22 protein-coding genes are annotated in these 16,713 nt (G+C 31.5%); all 22 read right to left on the reverse strand.

Annotated features, from left to right (window positions below):
- Nucleotides 1-16: 16 nt before the first annotated feature.
- The 22 genes from Z054_RS0120875 to Z054_RS0120980 all read right to left on the reverse strand — a co-directional run bounded on the left by Z054_RS0120875 (nt 17) and on the right by Z054_RS0120980 (nt 16,713).
- Entirely contained in the window at nt 17-511 is a 495-nt protein-coding gene (locus tag Z054_RS0120875; protein ID WP_024771977.1) for a hypothetical protein, read from the reverse strand.
- Between the two features lie 120 nt (nt 512-631).
- Nucleotides 632-997: a 3-hydroxyacyl-ACP dehydratase gene (locus Z054_RS0120880; protein ID WP_024771978.1), complete on the reverse strand. Its 366-nt coding sequence runs from the start codon at nt 995-997 to the stop codon at nt 632-634.
- Nucleotides 998-1,003: 6 nt separating this feature from the next.
- Nucleotides 1,004-1,600, reverse strand: a complete 597-nt coding sequence (locus Z054_RS0120885) for a porin family protein (protein ID WP_024771979.1) — start codon at nt 1,598-1,600, stop codon at nt 1,004-1,006.
- A complete protein-coding gene (locus Z054_RS0120890; RefSeq protein WP_024771980.1) occupies nt 1,597-2,208 on the reverse strand; it encodes a hypothetical protein in 612 nt (203 codons plus the stop codon). The genes Z054_RS0120885 and Z054_RS0120890 overlap by 4 nt, the downstream gene beginning before the upstream one ends.
- A complete protein-coding gene (locus tag Z054_RS0120895) occupies nt 2,189-2,806 on the reverse strand; it encodes a LolA family protein (protein ID WP_024771981.1) in 618 nt (205 codons plus the stop codon). Before Z054_RS0120895 ends, Z054_RS0120890 begins: the two co-directional genes overlap by 20 nt.
- Nucleotides 2,799-3,575, reverse strand: a complete 777-nt coding sequence (locus tag Z054_RS0120900) for a polysaccharide deacetylase family protein (RefSeq protein ID WP_024771982.1) — start codon at nt 3,573-3,575, stop codon at nt 2,799-2,801. Before Z054_RS0120900 ends, Z054_RS0120895 begins: the two co-directional genes overlap by 8 nt.
- Complete coding sequence (locus Z054_RS0120905) at nt 3,569-4,633, reverse strand: beta-ketoacyl synthase N-terminal-like domain-containing protein (RefSeq protein WP_024771983.1); 1,065 nt, start codon at nt 4,631-4,633, stop codon at nt 3,569-3,571. Before Z054_RS0120905 ends, Z054_RS0120900 begins: the two co-directional genes overlap by 7 nt.
- A gap of 56 nt (nt 4,634-4,689) precedes the next feature.
- The gene (locus tag Z054_RS0120910; protein ID WP_024771984.1) at nt 4,690-5,892 is read right to left on the reverse strand and encodes a beta-ketoacyl-[acyl-carrier-protein] synthase family protein; all 1,203 of its coding nucleotides are present in this window, start codon (nt 5,890-5,892) and stop codon (nt 4,690-4,692) included.
- 17 nt (nt 5,893-5,909) lie between these two features.
- Entirely contained in the window at nt 5,910-6,167 is a 258-nt protein-coding gene (locus Z054_RS0120915; protein WP_024771985.1) for a phosphopantetheine-binding protein, read from the reverse strand.
- Nucleotide 6,168: 1 nt separating this feature from the next.
- Complete coding sequence (locus Z054_RS0120920; protein ID WP_024771986.1) at nt 6,169-6,789, reverse strand: 3-oxoacyl-ACP synthase; 621 nt, start codon at nt 6,787-6,789, stop codon at nt 6,169-6,171.
- 7 nt (nt 6,790-6,796) lie between these two features.
- Nucleotides 6,797-7,861 (reverse strand): methyltransferase, encoded by a 1,065-nt coding sequence (locus tag Z054_RS0120925; RefSeq protein ID WP_024771987.1) that lies wholly within the window; start codon nt 7,859-7,861, stop codon nt 6,797-6,799.
- 16 nt (nt 7,862-7,877) lie between these two features.
- Complete coding sequence (locus tag Z054_RS0120930; RefSeq protein WP_024771988.1) at nt 7,878-9,023, reverse strand: beta-ketoacyl synthase N-terminal-like domain-containing protein; 1,146 nt, start codon at nt 9,021-9,023, stop codon at nt 7,878-7,880.
- Nucleotides 9,016-9,477 (reverse strand): acyl-CoA thioesterase, encoded by a 462-nt coding sequence (locus Z054_RS0120935; protein WP_152538635.1) that lies wholly within the window; start codon nt 9,475-9,477, stop codon nt 9,016-9,018. Before Z054_RS0120935 ends, Z054_RS0120930 begins: the two co-directional genes overlap by 8 nt.
- Complete coding sequence (locus tag Z054_RS0120940) at nt 9,455-10,729, reverse strand: ABC transporter permease (RefSeq protein ID WP_024771990.1); 1,275 nt, start codon at nt 10,727-10,729, stop codon at nt 9,455-9,457. Before Z054_RS0120940 ends, Z054_RS0120935 begins: the two co-directional genes overlap by 23 nt.
- Nucleotides 10,722-11,462 (reverse strand): ABC transporter ATP-binding protein, encoded by a 741-nt coding sequence (locus tag Z054_RS0120945; protein ID WP_024771991.1) that lies wholly within the window; start codon nt 11,460-11,462, stop codon nt 10,722-10,724. The genes Z054_RS0120940 and Z054_RS0120945 overlap by 8 nt, the downstream gene beginning before the upstream one ends.
- A 14-nt stretch (nt 11,463-11,476) precedes the next feature.
- The gene (locus Z054_RS0120950; protein ID WP_024771992.1) at nt 11,477-12,472 is read right to left on the reverse strand and encodes a BtrH N-terminal domain-containing protein; all 996 of its coding nucleotides are present in this window, start codon (nt 12,470-12,472) and stop codon (nt 11,477-11,479) included.
- Complete coding sequence (locus Z054_RS0120955; protein ID WP_024771993.1) at nt 12,462-12,869, reverse strand: hypothetical protein; 408 nt, start codon at nt 12,867-12,869, stop codon at nt 12,462-12,464. Before Z054_RS0120955 ends, Z054_RS0120950 begins: the two co-directional genes overlap by 11 nt.
- Nucleotides 12,870-12,876: 7 nt before the next feature.
- On the reverse strand, nt 12,877-13,332 hold the full coding sequence (locus tag Z054_RS0120960) for an ABC transporter permease (RefSeq protein WP_024771994.1): 456 nt from the start codon (nt 13,330-13,332) through the stop codon (nt 12,877-12,879).
- Nucleotides 13,332-13,763: a hypothetical protein gene (locus Z054_RS0120965; RefSeq protein WP_024771995.1), complete on the reverse strand. Its 432-nt coding sequence runs from the start codon at nt 13,761-13,763 to the stop codon at nt 13,332-13,334. The genes Z054_RS0120960 and Z054_RS0120965 overlap by 1 nt, the downstream gene beginning before the upstream one ends.
- Before the next feature lies 1 nt (nt 13,764).
- Nucleotides 13,765-14,898: a beta-ketoacyl-ACP synthase III gene (locus tag Z054_RS0120970; protein ID WP_024771996.1), complete on the reverse strand. Its 1,134-nt coding sequence runs from the start codon at nt 14,896-14,898 to the stop codon at nt 13,765-13,767.
- The gene (locus Z054_RS0120975; protein WP_024771997.1) at nt 14,898-15,827 is read right to left on the reverse strand and encodes a hypothetical protein; all 930 of its coding nucleotides are present in this window, start codon (nt 15,825-15,827) and stop codon (nt 14,898-14,900) included. The genes Z054_RS0120970 and Z054_RS0120975 overlap by 1 nt, the downstream gene beginning before the upstream one ends.
- A 1-nt stretch (nt 15,828) precedes the next feature.
- Nucleotides 15,829-16,713 carry an LpxL/LpxP family acyltransferase gene (locus Z054_RS0120980; protein ID WP_024771998.1) on the reverse strand — a complete coding sequence of 295 codons (885 nt, stop codon included), beginning with the start codon at nt 16,711-16,713 and terminating at the stop codon, nt 15,829-15,831.

The following is a 16,713-nucleotide window of genomic DNA, read 5'->3' on the forward strand; positions in this document are numbered from 1 at the left end:
TGAAGTGTTTCAATTTTTAAGGAACTAAAATTACTGCTTTTTCTTCATCACTAAAAGCTTTCGATTGCAAAATATACTCACCGATATGCTTTTTTAAAATTTTGGGTTTTATAGTCTTGTATTGTTTAAGCAGAAATAATTTGTCTTCTTTTATATTGGATTTATATTTTAGCAATTTAGGAGTATTTTCTTGTATTCCTATACGTATAAAACGAGGTTCGATAGCATTTGGTGATTTTTCTATAGCAAATTCTATATATGTAACTCCTTCTATAAACAACCGTCTTTTTTCTTTTATACTTTTTTCATATTTGGCTTGCAATGTGATAGCAGCTCCTTTATAAGCCACTAAAACAATATTATCTTCTTTATTTACCGATGCAAGTTGCTCATTAAGTGCAGCTACTTTTGTCTTGTCATGAGCAGCTTCTTTATACGCGATTCTAATGGTATCCAGATCTATCGATAGAATGGTAAGAGATAATGATATGAAAACAATTAAAAATTTCACACGGTTAGGTTTTGGTAATTATTTGATAATATATTAATTATAAAATTGAGAATGAGCGTAGTCACCACATTCTTTCATTAAAAATTAAAAATATTTTTAATGTTCGTTTTATATTTAAATTTACTTTGTCTTAAAATTAGCAGTTAATTTTAAAGCAACTGTATCTTCAAATGTAGTTACATTTTTTACTTTATAAGTATCATCTGTCTTGGTAATATCTAAAGTTAAAACTAAATCTGGGTTTTTTTCCGGATTTATGATGGCCATGAATTTGATATTACTAGAGGATTGCATAAATAGTTTTTTATCTACAATACCTTCTGTTAATTCTTTTATGATTTGCATCATACAAACACCTGGTGTTACAGGATTCCCTGGGAAATGCCCTTTGAAAATTTTATGGTTTTTGTTGATGGTAATAGTTGCTGTCGACATATTTTCAACAGTCTCTAATGTATTTGCGGTGTAAAAATCTTTTAGTAACATAAGTAATTAGAAATTAAATCTATACGATAGGCCAATTTGAAAAACACGATTAAATTGATTTTTTTCTTCGTATATCGATTGTGTTGAAAAATCATGGAAATCACCAGAAAATACATCTAGTGTACCATGCTTATATCTAGCTTCTATACCAATTCCGTTTTTAAATTCGTAACCAAGACCAGCAGCAATAGAAAGATCTACAAAGGTAATATCATTACCTTCTTCTCTGTTTACAAGACTTACTGGGGTGTCATCAAAATCAAAATCAAGACTTGGTGCAATTATTAAATGTAATCCTGTATTTCTAACGAAAAATTTATTGGTGGCAGATATTGAAACGTAATGGATTTCGAGATCATCTCCATTTGAAAATTTGTTATTACCACCTTGATTAGAATATCCCACTTCGGGTTGAAGAGCATATAGCTCTGAAAATCTAATATTTAAAAAAGCTCCTATATAAATACCTGCTTTAGTTTCTAAATTGGCATTTGAAAGATCCGAAATGTTAGCTCCGCCTCTTAATCCAAAAGATGTCTTGCTTTGTGCAGAAACCGTCCCAAAAACACCAAGAAAGGTTATGACTAATAAAAGATTTCTCATTTTTGAATTGATTTTAAATTAATTTTAAGCTTTAAATTCTTATGCTCAATCGTAATTAGATTTGCAATAGTGTCACTAATTTCTGAAAATGTAAAAACTACTTTTTCTTTTCTATTTCCAGTCCTTACAATTTTATTTATTTCATTATTTGTATTGTAATAATAATGTTTATCATTATTAATTTCAGTTTCAAAAACGACATCGTTTTGGTATGAGAACGTATTTAAAAGCACAGGAGTTTCTTCAATCAATGCTTTAAAATCTTTTTTCAAAATGTTTATTAAAATCTTTTTATTAAAATCTTCTAAGATGTAATTTACTGTAAAGCCTTCATTAATAAATGAGAAGTCAAAAATTTTATTTCCCATTTCTGTAGTAAAGACAATGCGATGATTTTTATCTTCAATTTTTTTTACAATAAAAATCCCACCAAAATGTTTTTTGTAAACTTCAATATTTGCCTTATACACATAGTCTTGTGCCTTATCTGAAAAATATAAATTTCTTATTTCTATATCAGATGTTTCTCTTTTGATGAAATTGTTTTTCTTTGAATAGGAAGCACATCCTATACATATAAAACAAAAACTAATGAGCAAATATCTCATCTGCCAAAGGGGTGTTTAAGACTCTATTGCTAAATACTATTCTCGTATAATCGTTTGAAGGCTCTATCATTTTTACTTCAACAACATCACCTTTGGAGTTAAATGTAATATGAAATGCTTTAATGAATTTTTCGAATTTTTTGTCTTTGGGGTTAAAATGTACTTCGCTATTACTTTGGTTTTTATAATAACTAATACTAAACTCATCATCATTAAACATATCTCCTTTTACACTATTAATAATAAGTTTGTTCAATTGCTTAAACTGCTCGCTAGACCCAATATCAATGTTACTTTTATTGCCTTCATCATTAATGTATAGTGTCTTGTTTTTAAATAACACAGAATATTTAAAAGGTTTTACATATTCCCATTTTACAACATCTGGTGTTTTAAAAGCAAGTTTTCCTGTTGTGATAATATCATTCGATAAAAAATCCAGGTGTTTGTATTGTATAAAATCACTTGAAATAGTTTTTGTTGTAGTAGCAAGAGCTTTTACTTTTGTTTTTAAGGCATCAGCTTCTATAGTACTCATTTTAGTTTGAGCAGATAGAGTAGTGGCTATAAATAATATTAAATAAACAATTTTAGGCATATGCTTTTATCTTAAATAAAGAATCTATTGTAACCGATTCTATATTTTGTTGTTGTAAAAATAACAATAACTGTTCCAAAACAATAATTGTTTTTGAACTTGTATCATGAAGTAAAATGACATCACCTTTGGATAGTTTTTTTGTTATTCGTTTTAGTACTTTATCCGAACTTCTGGATGTTGTATCCAGGGACCTGACATTCCATCCAATAGGTTGTAATTCTGTGACTTTTAATGCTCTTTTAATTCTTGGATTTGTTACACCAAAAGCAGGTCTGTATAGCCGCATAGCTAACCCGGTTACTTCTTTTGCTATGGCATTGGTTTGTTGTAATTCTGAAATTACCTCTTCTGTTTTTAAAAAACCAAAAGAGTTAGGGTGTGAATACGTATGATTACCAATAACATGGCCTTGTTTGATACTTTCTTTAACCAATTCGGGATACATCTCAATGTGTTTGCCAATGCAAAAAAAAGTAGCTTTTGCATTATACTGTTTTAAGAGTTGTAAGACTTGCGGTGTGAATTCGGGATTTGGTCCATCATCAAAAGTAATGGCAATTTGATTATTTTTTATATCTCTATTTACATTAAGAGAAGTAAAATGATAGTTCCATTGTATAAGCCCAGAACCAGCCATAGTAATAATTAACCATATAAATGCTAATAAGAAATAAGACCATACTGGTATTTCTAATGAGTAATTGGTTATGTGTAAAACCAAAAAAGCGAGTGCTGTTATTCTATTGACGTATTTAAAATTTAGCATTTACGCAGTAAAGTGAAGCTATGATTCTCTCCTCGATATTGATTGTATAATAAAATAGTAGTAAAGTTTGATGTTGATTTTTTGTTTAACCTAACTACTTCTGGTAACTCTTGTGTTTTTAAAATTTTTGAAGCCAACCATACCCCAAAAGACGATGCGGTATTAAATTCACCACATAAATGTTTGTAATATATCTGTTGTGTCTCTTTGAATAGATTTAAACTTAACTCATTGTAAAATGTATCGTATTTTACATCTCCGTTATTTCCTAATACAATAGCATCTATATCATCAATAGCTAAGTCATTATCCTTTAAAAATAGTTGAGCTGTATGAGAGACTTCCGTTTCTGATAATGTATTATAAGTTTGTACTGCTATAACTTCGGCATAGCTCGAATCTTGTTTTTTATTTGATACTACAAAGAAATTTGCACCTTCTCCAAATATTGCACCTTCTGTTTTAGAATCCAATACCTTAGTAGATTCGGTTTTTTCTAATTTAATGTGATTAATAAGTTTGTGAATGGTAATTGTATGATCACCATGTTCATCAACACCTCCGATTAAAATAGTATCGGCCTCATTATTTTCTAATTGTAATTGGGCATCTAATAATGTCGATTCAAAAGATACACTTGCATGTACATATGTAAAATTGTAGCCTTTACATTGAAGCCCTAAAGCGATTTGCCCACCAACTGTATTATGAGTTGATTGTATAAATGAAGTAGGGGTGAGGTATTGTTCGTCATTATCTATAATTGCACTAACAAATTTCTCTGAATCCCTAACGCATCCCATTCCTGTTCCTGTAATAATGGCATCAACATTTTCTATGTTTGCGTCTTTCAATGCAATTCTGGATGCAACAACTCCCATTTTAATGCCTTTTGCCATTCTACGTGCTGCAGCAGGTGGGATATACTCTTTATAATTAGGGTTAACCACAGAAATCACATTATCTGTATAGGTGAGGATTTCTTTCAAAAACTCAGTATTGTCAAAAGTTTTTTGAGATGAAATAGATCCGACACCGGTTATATAGACTGCACTCATATCTCTTTAATTAAACAGTTTTTGCATATAGGTATTAACCTTTGTTTACAATTTTGCTATTGTTCTTTTGAAAAAATTACTGTAGAACAATTACCTCCGAAACCTAAGGAATTAGACAACACGGTGTGCAATTCTTTTTCTTTGAGCTCTAATTGTGGTGTAATATCAAACTCTTTCATCTGAGTTTTAAAATTGAGATTAGGATAGATGATATTATGTTGAAGGGCTAATACGGCATAAACAGCCTCGATAGCTCCTGCTGCAGCCAAAGTATGTCCTGTATACGCTTTTGTAGAGCTAAAATCGGGAATTTCTTCACCAAAAACTCTTAGAATAGCACGCCCTTCAGATAGGTCATTATTTCCTGTTGCTGTTCCGTGTGCATTAATATAATCAATATCATTTGCTGTGTATGCTGCAACTTTTAAAGCTTTTTGCATTGCTAAAGTAGCTCCGTCTCCATTTTCTGAAGATGCAGTTTGATGATAGGCATCATTTGCATTGCCATATCCTTTAACATATCCCAATACTTCTTTTTTTTCTGCAGCAATCACTTCATCAGATTCTAGTACTAAGAAAGCGGCAGCTTCACCTAAATTTAAACCTTTTCTATTTTCATCAAAAGGAGTATTGTAGGTATCAGATAAGATCATTAGGGTTTTAAATCCATTAATGGTGAACTTAGATAAACAATCTGCACCACCAACAATAACTCTGTCTAGTTTTCCTGATTTAATCAATCGGGCACCGAACATTATAGCATTTGCAGCAGAAGAACAAGCCGTACTTATTGTAGTTACCAGGCTTTTTTTGATCCCTAACTGCTCTGCGATTTTTTGAGTAGAATCTCCGGCATGGTGACCTTCGATATATTTTTGGGTGCTTTTGTTTTCAAGATAATCATAATAGTAAGTCTCTGTCATATCCATCCCACCGACGCTGGTCGCCGAAACTAATCCTGTTTTATAGGTATTGATATCAGAGATTCCGGCATCTTGTATTGCTTGCTTAGCAGCAATAGCACCTAATAAAGCTGTTCTTGAGTAATTATTATCAGGAGTTAGACCTAGTTGTTGTTCTAACTCCAGATTTGTAGATGCGATTTCACCAACCATAATATCGTCTTTATGTATGGTATTAATTTTGGAAACCCTGGAGATTCCTTTTTTACCATTAATAAGCGATTGGTAATTTTCTGTGACATCGTTTCCAATAGCAGAAATTATTCCCATTCCGGTTATAGCAACACCTTTACTCATTTAAATACAACTAAAATTTATTTTGTTCTATGCTCAGAAATATATTTTGCCATTACTTCTATAGATGCAAAAATTTCACGCCCTTCTTTAGGATCGGTTAATTTAATACCATAGTTTTTATCTAGCATTACGATTAACTCTAATGCATCAATTGAGTCTAAACCTAAACCATCACCAAAAAGAATATCGTCATCAGCAATATCTTCAACAGCAATATCTTCAAGATTTAATTGCTCAATAATGTTTTCCTTTAGTTCTTGTTTTAAAACCTCCATATTATGTATTATATAAATTTACTATATTTTGTTTAGTATGTGTTGTGGTTCCTTCTTTAGAAACCAAGTATAAAAATGCGTCATATGCCACCCCATCAAATTCTACCCAGCCACAAAGGGCTTCATCAGCTTTATTTGCTAATAAAAGACTATTTGTATAGTCTGATAAATATTCAGCATTAAAGCTGTCAAAGATAAAAAAACTATTTTCAGAATGAAGTTTATATTTTATACTAATCTCACCAATACAAATATTGGGTAATGTATAAACAAAAACGGCAGGACTTGGATAGTAATTGTCTTTATTTTGGATAGATTCCTGATGTTTTTCATCGGTATCTAAACTGGATGATTTATTTGAAAATACAATAGCAATGTTATTTTCGTCTTCTATATTTAATTTTTCTTTTTGTAGGATAAGATCTGATGCCAAAAATGCAAGTTTACTTAACCCATCCATTTTAAAGAATTTAGGATATTTAATATCAAAACTTCTATAAGCTGCTTTAATAAATTCTAAAAAATCTAAAGCACCTTTATCGTCATATATAACAGATCCGTTTAAAGAGACTTTATTATCTTTTATGTGACAGAATGATTTTATATAAAATCCAGACTCCATAAATCGATTACTTTTTTTTGCAGACAAACATGGTATGGTATTCTCCCACAACCAAATCTTCTTTTATTATTAATCCTGCCTGATCAATTAATTTTGTAAAAACAGTAGCAGGATACATTTTACTATTTCCATTTGCCAATACTGTAAAGTATAATGATGTAGCTTCTAGGATAAACTTGGCATTATCAAATTTTTGTCTGTCTGTAAAAGTTTCCATGATTAATAACTCAGTCGTATCATCCATAGAATTAACACAGGTTTTTAAAACTTTAAGGATTTCTTTTTCAGAAAAACAATCTAGAAATTGACTCATCCAAATCGTATCTACTCCATCATTAGGAATTTGTGGGTTTTCTGATAACCAATCTATTTCATGACCAGAAACTCGTTTTTCAAACCCTTTGTTTTTTACATTAGCTAGTGCTTTGTTTAATTGACCGGGTAAGTCGATCATTTTTATAGAAACTGTTTCACTAAATTCGCAACTACTTATAGCAAATTTACCCGTGTTGGCTCCAATATCAAATATAGTTTTTGGGTTAGTTCTAAAAACAATTTTTAAAGCATCTTGAAATACGTCATCAGAATAATGGTGATCAAATTCAAACCAGGATTTTTGTATTTCGGGATCTAATTGTGATAAGCCTTCATATATGGTATCCCAATTTCCTAATTCTTTTAAGCCTTCGGGTTTTCCTTCTTTAATAGAATCGTTTAAATGATATAACCCTTTATAGCAGACGTCATTTGTGAAATTAATATTAACATCAACCGTTTTATTATACGTCAAAAAATAACCAATTGTAGTAATCTCATATTTGTCATCACTATTTTTACTAACAATATTTGAGCTTTCGGCGATTTCTAATAAAACACCAATGCCATATATGCTAATAGATAATTCTTTAGAAATATCTTCTATAGAAATTCCTCCGTTTTTTCTTCTATCAAAAATAAGATTTAGAACTCCCAGTTTTCTTAGTGAAACTGTGGCTTGAAAAACAAAAGGTGCAAAAGCTATTTTTTGAGCTTCCTGAATTGCGTCTATAGCTTTTATTGTTTGGATTGGCATGTCTTTATAGAATAAATTATTTTACTTTTTGAAATATAACTGCGGTATTACAACCTCCGAATCCGGAGGCGGTTTTTAGAAAAATATGTAATTGTTTTGGGGTGGTTTTTGTGATAATGTTTAAAGGTTTTGATGTTCCCGGTTCATTAAACCCTAATGAGGTGTATAATGTATTCTTTTCTAATGAATACATCCCAACAATAGTCTCAACTAATCCTGAGGCACCTAATGTATGTCCAAAATAGCCTTTTAAACTATTTAATGGTACTTTGCTTAAATTAAGTCTGTCAAATGCAATCGATTCTGTTTCATCATTAAACAGTGTTGCTGTTCCATGGGCCGAAATGTAATCAATATCGTTATGGGTGACATTCCCTTCTTTGAAAGCAGATTGTACACTTCGAAATAAACCTTCACCAGTTCGGGAAGGTCCCGAAATATGATTAGCATCGTTACAAGAACCTTCACCCAAAATAGCAACCGCTTCTTTTGGTAGCCCTTTTTTATTATTAGTAACTAAAATACTGGCAGCTACTTCTCCTATATTAACCCCTGTTCTGTTTTTGTCATAAGGTTTACAGGGTTCATTACTTAACGCTTGAAATGAATTAAAACCAGTTATTATAAATTCACTTACCATATCTCCGCTAACAATAAAAACATCATCATAGGTACCATGGTTAATGTAGCGTTTTGCAATTGCAATAGATAAAATTCCAGAAACACATGCATTAGAAACAACAATAGCATCATTTTTAAATCCTAATGTTTCTTGGACCACTTTTCCTAAGGAGCTTAAATAAGCTCGTTCTTTTAGGAATTCATTGTTTTTATTTAAGGCATCAATATTACCTTTGGTAGTAGATATAATAAGTCCAACACGATTTGTTAAGGGTATTTTAGATGCTTTAATAACTTTGCTTAACGAAGAAATCATCATCTGTTCTAAACGTGTGAACTGCCCTTCATTATTTAATTGTTTAAAATCGGTATATAAATCTTCTGTATTTATTATTGAAGAATAAAATGGATCAGGCAGCAGATCTTTATTATCGATAAGTCGTAAGCCCGAATTCTCGTTATGAATATTCTGTACAACAGTTTGACTGTCAAAGCCAAGCGATGATATTATGTTATTATATGAAGCGTAAATCTTACTCATTCAATTTTATAAGGCCTTCTTTTTGTTTCCATTTGATGAAGAAAGATGGAATTGTTAGTGATAAATCACCACTTCCTGTATCTCCAACAAATACCTGTACGGTTTCTCCTGTGCAGACTAATTTATGATTTTGGTTATAAATTTCATATCTAAAAATCATTTTAGCAGCTGGACTATCTACATAAATTGTTTTTATGGTAGCAATATCTCCATATCGTAAAGGTAGCTTGTGTTCTGTACTAGATTTTACGATTGGCGTAGCATAACCAAATTTTTTTTGATCTAAATAAGAAATACCATGATGTCTTCCAAAAGCTTCCCTACCATCTTCAAAATATTGAATATAATTACCATGCCAGACAATTCCTAAGGGGTCAGTTTCTACAAAACGTACTCTAACCTGGCTGGTGAAACTTATCTCTTTGTTATTTTTAGACTGCATTTTTCTTTTCATTATAAACAATAGAAATTAAAGCTGTTATTATAAAAAATAATAAAAGTAATATTATTTCTGGAACAAGTTCTATAAAGCTGGCATTTCGCAAAAATACATCATAGAAGGCATTTAAGCCCCAATTCATTGGTGAAATATTTGATAACAGTTGCATGAATTTTGGCATTACAAAAACAGGTACCCAAACACCTCCCAAAGCAGCTAGAATAACCACAAAGGTTGCCCCAAATGGAGCAGATTGTTCTTGCGTTTTTGCAACCGTTCCTAACAATAATCCTAATCCTATCGCGGCTAAACCTGCAAAAAAAGCAACAATAAACAGATTAAATATTCTTCCCGACACGTCTAATGTTGGTAAACCTAATTTAGGAAATAAAAACACTCCTATTGCTAGCATTAAAGTAAATTGTATGAGACAAACAGCCAAATAGACGACTGTTTTCCCCCCTAATACTATTGCATAGGATACAGGGTTTGTTCTTAATCGTACAAAAGTTCCTTGATTTTTTTCTTTTACAATATTTATAGATAAAGGTACTATAATAAAAAAGATGGCAAATAAAGTCCAGGCTGGTACATTGTGCTGCGCCGAATTGGGTATGATCTCTTTGTCTCCTTGTTTTGGAACTATTTCTTTAAAACTGATAAAATTATCGGTTTCAAAAATAACCTCGGTATCATCTTCTGATACTTGTTCGTGAAAAGCTTTGTATATAGATTGTGTTTCTATTTTAGAAATCATCTTATCGATACCATTTTTCACAGAACTTTTAAAGGTAAGTTGAGTTGCCGGATCAAAATATAATCTAACCTCTTTGCTTAAAATAGTTTCTTCTGGTTGAACTTCTTTCTCTTCTTCTTCCTCCAAACCAAATTTTGATAAAATCCCTTCTACATTCTGATTGACTTTTTTGTCTAAATCCGATGATAATTTTTCTGGAATGATGATCGCTAATTGATAATTTCCTTTAAATACCAGGTCTCTGGCTTCTTGTTCTTTATCTTTTTGAATGACCTCAAAAGTATTGGACGCTGTTAAGCTACTAATTATAGTCTCAGAAACACGACCATTATCATTATTTACAAGAAGTATAGGAATCTTAGTATCGCTAATCGTTTTAAAGCTACTGTCTTGAATTATTGTTATCGTGATGATTAGTACAATAGGCATTATGAATAAAATTGCAATACCTCCAATATCCCTGGTGAGTAATAAGAATTCCTTATATGTAGAAGCCCATAATTTATGCATGATCTCTTAAAGCTTTTCCGGTTAAGGCTAAAAATACATCTTCGAGGTTATTTGCATTTTTTTGATTAGAAATTAATTCTTGTGGTTGTCCTTGAGATATTATTTTCCCATGATCTATAATAGCTACTCTGGTACAAAAATCTTCAGCTTCATTTAAATGATGTGATGTATAAATAATAGTAGTTCCTTTTTTATTTAAGAGTTGCAAGTATTTAATAATTACATTTTTAGATTGTACATCCACCCCAACAGTTGGTTCGTCTAAGAATAATACTTTGGGCTCGTGCAATATACTAGCGATTAAATTAATACGACGTTTCATCCCTCCAGAAAACGTACTCACTTTTTTATTAGCAAACTTAGATAGACCTAATATTTCAATCGCCTGGCTTATTTTAGATTTTAATAACTGCCCTTTTAGACCATACATACTACCAAAATAGGTAAGGTTTTCATTCGCAGTTAATGCCGGATATAAAGCATATTCTTGTGGTACAATACCAATGAGTTGTTTTAATTGATTGGGATTTTTATAGGTTAAACCATCTATAGTAAATGATCCTGATGTAGGTTTTATTAAAGAACATAACAACGAAATTAATGTAGTCTTTCCTGCGCCATTTGGACCAAGTAGTCCAAAAATTTCTTTTTCATCGATAAACAAATCTAAATCTGATACAGAATATGCTTCTGCACCTTTATGTTTTTTAGATAATTGTTCAATTTTAATCATGCTTTATTTTACTATTAAATAGCTTTCTTTAGTTTTTTAAAGAAAACTTCTTCTCGATTTGCTATATCATCTAATTGCGAAGCAACATCGTTATATGCATCATCTTTTGCACTTCGGTTTTTGTATATACGAGAAGCATCTAAAGCAAAATCTCTCCACGAATCACCAATTGCAGTCATTTCTGTAGATAACTCGATTAATGTATCATTCTTTAATACTTTACCTGCCTCCTGTAAGAATGCAGCATAGATATATCTAAATCCACCACCTCCGGTTCCTATTTCTTCTTGCATCCTAACTACTTGTCCTAAATAATGATTGGCCACTTTTGTGCCTTTCTTCTTCGGCCATTTACGAATTAATTTAGCAACTGTTCGAATTCCTTTAACTCCAACGATAGGTACAGGTGCAAGCATTTCTCTACAGGTTTGTTTAATTCCTCGAACTATGGCTTTTTCTAAATTCAACTCTTTAGGAAAATCGATAGGATAATACATATGCCCTTTAGGAGCGAAAGCACCTTTGGCAAAACGTACTTTTTCCAGTTCTTTTGCTGTTAAAGTTGTGACGGTCTCCATTACGGGGTCGCTAATTAAGTACGAATCTTCTTTTTTTCCGTAAACAACTAAGTTATGAGCATTAAAATGAAAACGGTATTCGTCGGGAAAATATACTAGATTATATACCCCAACTTGAAGCCCTACAGGGTTGTTTTTGTTAAGGTTTTCGTCTAAACGTGCCTTAGCATTTTGAGGGTTTTTAAATTTTTCTCGTTTTATTTTTATTCCAACTCTTTTTGCAAATCGTTTAAAAATAAAGCCAGGCATTGCTCTATATGTAAGAGCAGGAGCATGGTTTACCATTAAAAACGGTATGTAGCAAAACAATAGGCCTGATCCGATACCAAAGACCATAGGTTCACTAACATTGAAGCCATTATGCTTCATTAAATTAGACACAACACCATTTTCGCAGTGTGCAGATTGATGGTGTGTAAAATTAATTTCCATGTTCAATGTGTTTTAATTGATCTACGGTGATTTCGAAAATGTCAGCGTATTTTTGTAATATTTTTTGTGATAGTTTATGAAACACTTTTGGTTTAAAGTGCCTTTTAACCCGCCATTTCCATAGACCAACATAACTAGCTAAAATAGTAATGTCCATTTTATGTAGTTCCATATAATATTCTATGGGGCTTGTCTGATTATTTAAAACTTTAATTTTTGCTTTTTCTACACGCTCGTTTATTTCCTGTAGCGCATTGTTTAATGCAATAGTCTTAGGAGTCCATCCACTGCTGCCTGCAGTTGTATACTCTCCATTTTCATTAACGGCATAGCATAATTCTTTAAATTTTGCAGACTTTAAGCTGCCTTTATCTTGTGGAATGTCACTTTTTTTCATAGTACACCTATTTCATTTCCTGAATAAATAAATTCATTTCACAAGATAATAATTCTTTATCTGCTTCATGGATAGTGCACTCTAATGTACACATGCTGTATTGTTCGGTGTCGAATCGGGATTTTAAAACAGCCTTAGAAACTATTGTCTCCCCTATACTGGGGCAGCTATGCACTACGACTTTTTTTATTGCACTAATAAAACCAATAAGTTTTGTGCCTTCACCTTCGAGGTCATCTTCTTCAAAATAACTTTTGCCAACGATTGAAGAGCAGGTTTGAGCAGCATTTTCTACCATACCAATTTCACTGAAAATAGTATCGTTAACAAAAATACAATCTGGTTTTATATCAAAAGAGGTTGCTACATGTTCATCATCAATAGATAGCACTTTGTCTACCATTAAAAATGGTGCTCGATGTGGCAGGAATTTAGCGATATCTAATGTTTTGACTTTATCCATTAACTAGCAATAACTGTTTTCATTTGTCCAGAAGCGATCACTTCTTTTTTGGCGTTAAATACTTCAATTTTAACCATAGTAACTCCCATAAATTCATGTAAGATTTCGGCTTCGGTAGTTATAGTCTCATTTAATTTGGGAAGATAAAAAACTTCTACTTTTTTTATTGATCCTATATAGCCTGTGGGAGCGGGTTCGTCTCTAAGAAAATAATCATAACCTGTGTGTAATGCTACAGTTTGTGCCATATTTTCTATAATTCCTGGTTCTAAAAATAGATTGTCTTTTAGAAAAAGGTTGTTTTCTGTGATTTTGAAAGAGGACGCAACACTTGTCTCAGAAAAACCTAACAAAGTATCTACCATTTCGAAAGGCTCTTTTTGAGGTATTAAGTGTTTAATATTTGTAATAGGAAAATTTGTATTTTTCATTTTAGCAAACAGTTAAAAGTGCCACCGAATATGAAAAACGGGAGCTTTCTGGTACAGAAAGTAAAATTTTATTTCCTTTTTTTAATTTTCCAGTATTCACTAATTCTTCTAGCATAATATAAATAGAACCAGCACCAACATTTCCTACCTTACTTAAATTGATAAACCAATTTTCCCAAGGTATTTCTACACCGTTATCTTTCATAGCTTCATATAAGGCGTCTTTAAAATAGTATGAAGAAATGTGTGGTAAATAATACGTGATGTCTTCTGGGTTAATATCATGTTTGTCAAATACTTTAACTAAGGTTTCTACAGCCTTTGTTAGAATATTTTCTGATAGTAATTTAACATCTTGCTTTATCGCGAATAATGATTTTTGTGCCCATTCTTCTGATGGGTATTCGCTCCATGGTTTGAGTTCTCCATTGTCTAGTTTATCTCCTCCTGCATACATGCATGCTTCTATTTCATGAGCATAAGAATACGCATCCATCCATTCAATTTTTAAAGGAAGATGACCATTAGGTTTATCTTCTAAAAGAAAAGCTCCGGCACCATCAGATAACATCCAGCGTAAGAAATCCTTATTAAAAGCTAGGATTGGTGTTTCTTCTAACTTTTTTAAATGCTCTATTTCATTTTTAAAAACATCTGATTTCATCCACGAAGATGCACGCTCAGATCCTGTGCAAACTGCATTAGTATTTTGCCCTGATTTGATTGCAAGGTAACCAAATTTTAAAGCACTCATACCAGAACAACAGGCTCCCGAAGGGGAATTAATTTCTACATTTCCATTTTTTAAAAACCCGTGAACCATAGCGGCATGTGATGGTAATATTTGATCAGGACTACCTGTACCACAAGATAATAATTCAATGTTTTCTGTAGTAAAACTTTCATCACACAAAAGCTCTACAGCTTCTTTAGTAAGCTGAGCATTATTATGTGTTATATTTCCATCATTATCAATCGCATAATATCTGGTTTTTATTTGATTATTTCGTAAAACAATTCTTCGGCCTTTTGATACTTTTCCATCTAGAATGCCCAATCTCTCTTCCATCTGATCATTATCGATCGGGTCGTTAGGTAAAAACTTTGATATTCTGGTAATGTATACGTCTTTCATTAATTATTTTTTGTATCAACAGATGAATAATATTTTTTTTCTCTGCTAATTTTTTTATACATAAAAATATAAGCAGTCAAAAATACAATAAAAACTAGTGGTGCTATAATCCAAATAGCAAATAACAAGTAATAATTAAAAAAAATAAGGAGATTTTCACGTCCAGTCTTACTTGTTTTTCCTTTTTTGTAAGCTAAGTTGGCTAGTTTTGAAAATATAATATTGCCTCGCTTATCTACAATAACTAGAAACGGTTTGATTTTTACCGCACCTAATTGTACCAATTTTTTTTGTAATCCTGAAAAATTACTAGCAAGTAATGCATCCTTTATGGAAGGAGTGAATTTTGCTACATTCTTTATGTCTTTATCAGAAACCCCTGGTTTAGGGAAAAAACCTAAAAATCGACTTTTTTTTCCTTTAAACATCCAGTGCTTTATGGTTAATACACTTATGTGATTAATGTGTCTATCTACTAAGGCAATATTCCCTACTAGTTTTGCATTACAAGATGCTAAAAGAATTTTCATTTTTTCTTGCGCTTGAATCCACAAATTTCTACATCCGATTACTGTAATCACAGGTGTGTTATCCAATATTTTTTTAGCACTTTCTGACTTTAAAAAAGAATTGGTAGGGATAGAAGGTGTTAGATACCAGATTTGATAGCCAAGTATCACTAAATCGTATTTTTGATTTGTTATTTCTGAAGGAATTGGTTTGATTTTTTCTGGTATCTGAAGAAATGCTTCTGGGAAAACACCAAAAAAAGCTTTTTTATTCCATGGAAAAGGATAAGGTTTTTCCATTTCAATTCTATGATGTGTTACCTTTATTTCTTCAGAAGAAGCCATAGGAGAAACTATGTTTTTAACAATTTCTGACAATTGTCCGGACTGCGAATAATGGATTACTAAAACATGTTTCATTTTATTTGTTGTTTCCATTCCAAAAGTCGAAATAGTTAAACCATTGTAATGGATATTTATCTAACATCCATTTTACACTTTCTGTATATTCTTTTAGTAGTTCTTTGGCATCTCTATGTTTTGCTTTGGCCTTTCTTGCATAAAGGTGGTAATGAGTATTTGTTTCTTTCATTACATATACAAAAAGTACAGGTACTTTTAATCTAGAGGCTAACATAAAAGGCCCAGAAGGAAACTTGGCTTCTTGTCCTAATAAATCTTGTGTTAAATATTTAGAACCTTCTAGATAACGATCTCCTGTAATACATACGATTTCATTTCTAGCCAAAGCGGCGTTAATTTGAAAAATATGAGAAAGATCTTCTTTGATGAAAATAAATTTAATATTAGATTTTGAAGTAACGCTATCAAGGTAATTCTTAATTGCAGTATGCTCTATGTCTGTGGTTAAAAGACTAATTGCGGCATTTTCCTCAAGCTCACCAAAAAAATGCTCAGCAATCTCAAAATTACCAAGATGAGCACTAATAAGAATACCTCCTTTTTTTTCCTTTAAGGTTTCATTTATTAGTTCTACACCATCAAACTCGTACGTAAATTTATTTCTAAGACCCGATGATATGGCAACTTTGTCTATAATAGTCTGGCCAAAAACATAATAGCTTTGGAATATCTTTAAAAAACTTTTAAATCTAGGGTATTTAAGTCTCTTGTTTAAATAGTAATATATAGATCTACTACTAGATAAGGCAAAAAAACAAAAATATATAGCAACAAAGTATAAAATAAAATAGGCAGAGCCTAAGCCAACTTTTTTAATAAAGAAAACAAATATTTTATACCCAAGTACTGTACCTCTGGACTTTCCTTTCCATTCAGTAGTCAT

The sequence above is a fragment of the Aquimarina macrocephali JAMB N27 genome (assembly GCF_000520995.1).
In the GTDB taxonomy this organism is placed as follows: Bacteria; Bacteroidota; Bacteroidia; order Flavobacteriales; family Flavobacteriaceae; genus Aquimarina; species Aquimarina macrocephali.

Coding starts and splice junctions, on each gene's coding strand:
- Z054_RS0120880 (WP_024771978.1), bottom strand. CDS start 997: ATGTTACTAAAAGATTTTTACACCGCAAATACATTAGAGACTGTTGAA.
- Z054_RS0120885 (WP_024771979.1), bottom strand. CDS start 1,600: ATGAGAAATCTTTTATTAGTCATAACCTTTCTTGGTGTTTTTGGGACG.
- Z054_RS0120890 (WP_024771980.1), bottom strand. CDS start 2,208: ATGAGATATTTGCTCATTAGTTTTTGTTTTATATGTATAGGATGTGCT.
- Z054_RS0120895 (WP_024771981.1), bottom strand. CDS start 2,806: ATGCCTAAAATTGTTTATTTAATATTATTTATAGCCACTACTCTATCT.
- Z054_RS0120900 (WP_024771982.1), bottom strand. CDS start 3,575: ATGCTAAATTTTAAATACGTCAATAGAATAACAGCACTCGCTTTTTTG.
- Z054_RS0120905 (WP_024771983.1), bottom strand. CDS start 4,633: ATGAGTGCAGTCTATATAACCGGTGTCGGATCTATTTCATCTCAAAAA.
- Z054_RS0120910 (WP_024771984.1), bottom strand. CDS start 5,892: ATGAGTAAAGGTGTTGCTATAACCGGAATGGGAATAATTTCTGCTATT.
- Z054_RS0120915 (WP_024771985.1), bottom strand. CDS start 6,167: ATGGAGGTTTTAAAACAAGAACTAAAGGAAAACATTATTGAGCAATTA.
- Z054_RS0120920 (WP_024771986.1), bottom strand. CDS start 6,789: ATGGAGTCTGGATTTTATATAAAATCATTCTGTCACATAAAAGATAAT.
- Z054_RS0120925 (WP_024771987.1), bottom strand. CDS start 7,861: ATGCCAATCCAAACAATAAAAGCTATAGACGCAATTCAGGAAGCTCAA.
- Z054_RS0120930 (WP_024771988.1), bottom strand. CDS start 9,023: ATGAGTAAGATTTACGCTTCATATAATAACATAATATCATCGCTTGGC.
- Z054_RS0120935 (WP_152538635.1), bottom strand. CDS start 9,477: ATGAAAAGAAAAATGCAGTCTAAAAATAACAAAGAGATAAGTTTCACC.
- Z054_RS0120940 (WP_024771990.1), bottom strand. CDS start 10,729: ATGCATAAATTATGGGCTTCTACATATAAGGAATTCTTATTACTCACC.
- Z054_RS0120945 (WP_024771991.1), bottom strand. CDS start 11,462: ATGATTAAAATTGAACAATTATCTAAAAAACATAAAGGTGCAGAAGCA.
- Z054_RS0120950 (WP_024771992.1), bottom strand. CDS start 12,472: ATGGAAATTAATTTTACACACCATCAATCTGCACACTGCGAAAATGGT.
- Z054_RS0120955 (WP_024771993.1), bottom strand. CDS start 12,869: ATGAAAAAAAGTGACATTCCACAAGATAAAGGCAGCTTAAAGTCTGCA.
- Z054_RS0120960 (WP_024771994.1), bottom strand. CDS start 13,332: ATGGATAAAGTCAAAACATTAGATATCGCTAAATTCCTGCCACATCGA.
- Z054_RS0120965 (WP_024771995.1), bottom strand. CDS start 13,763: ATGAAAAATACAAATTTTCCTATTACAAATATTAAACACTTAATACCT.
- Z054_RS0120970 (WP_024771996.1), bottom strand. CDS start 14,898: ATGAAAGACGTATACATTACCAGAATATCAAAGTTTTTACCTAACGAC.
- Z054_RS0120975 (WP_024771997.1), bottom strand. CDS start 15,827: ATGAAACATGTTTTAGTAATCCATTATTCGCAGTCCGGACAATTGTCA.
- Z054_RS0120980 (WP_024771998.1), bottom strand. CDS start 16,713: ATGACTACTGAATGGAAAGGAAAGTCCAGAGGTACAGTACTTGGGTAT.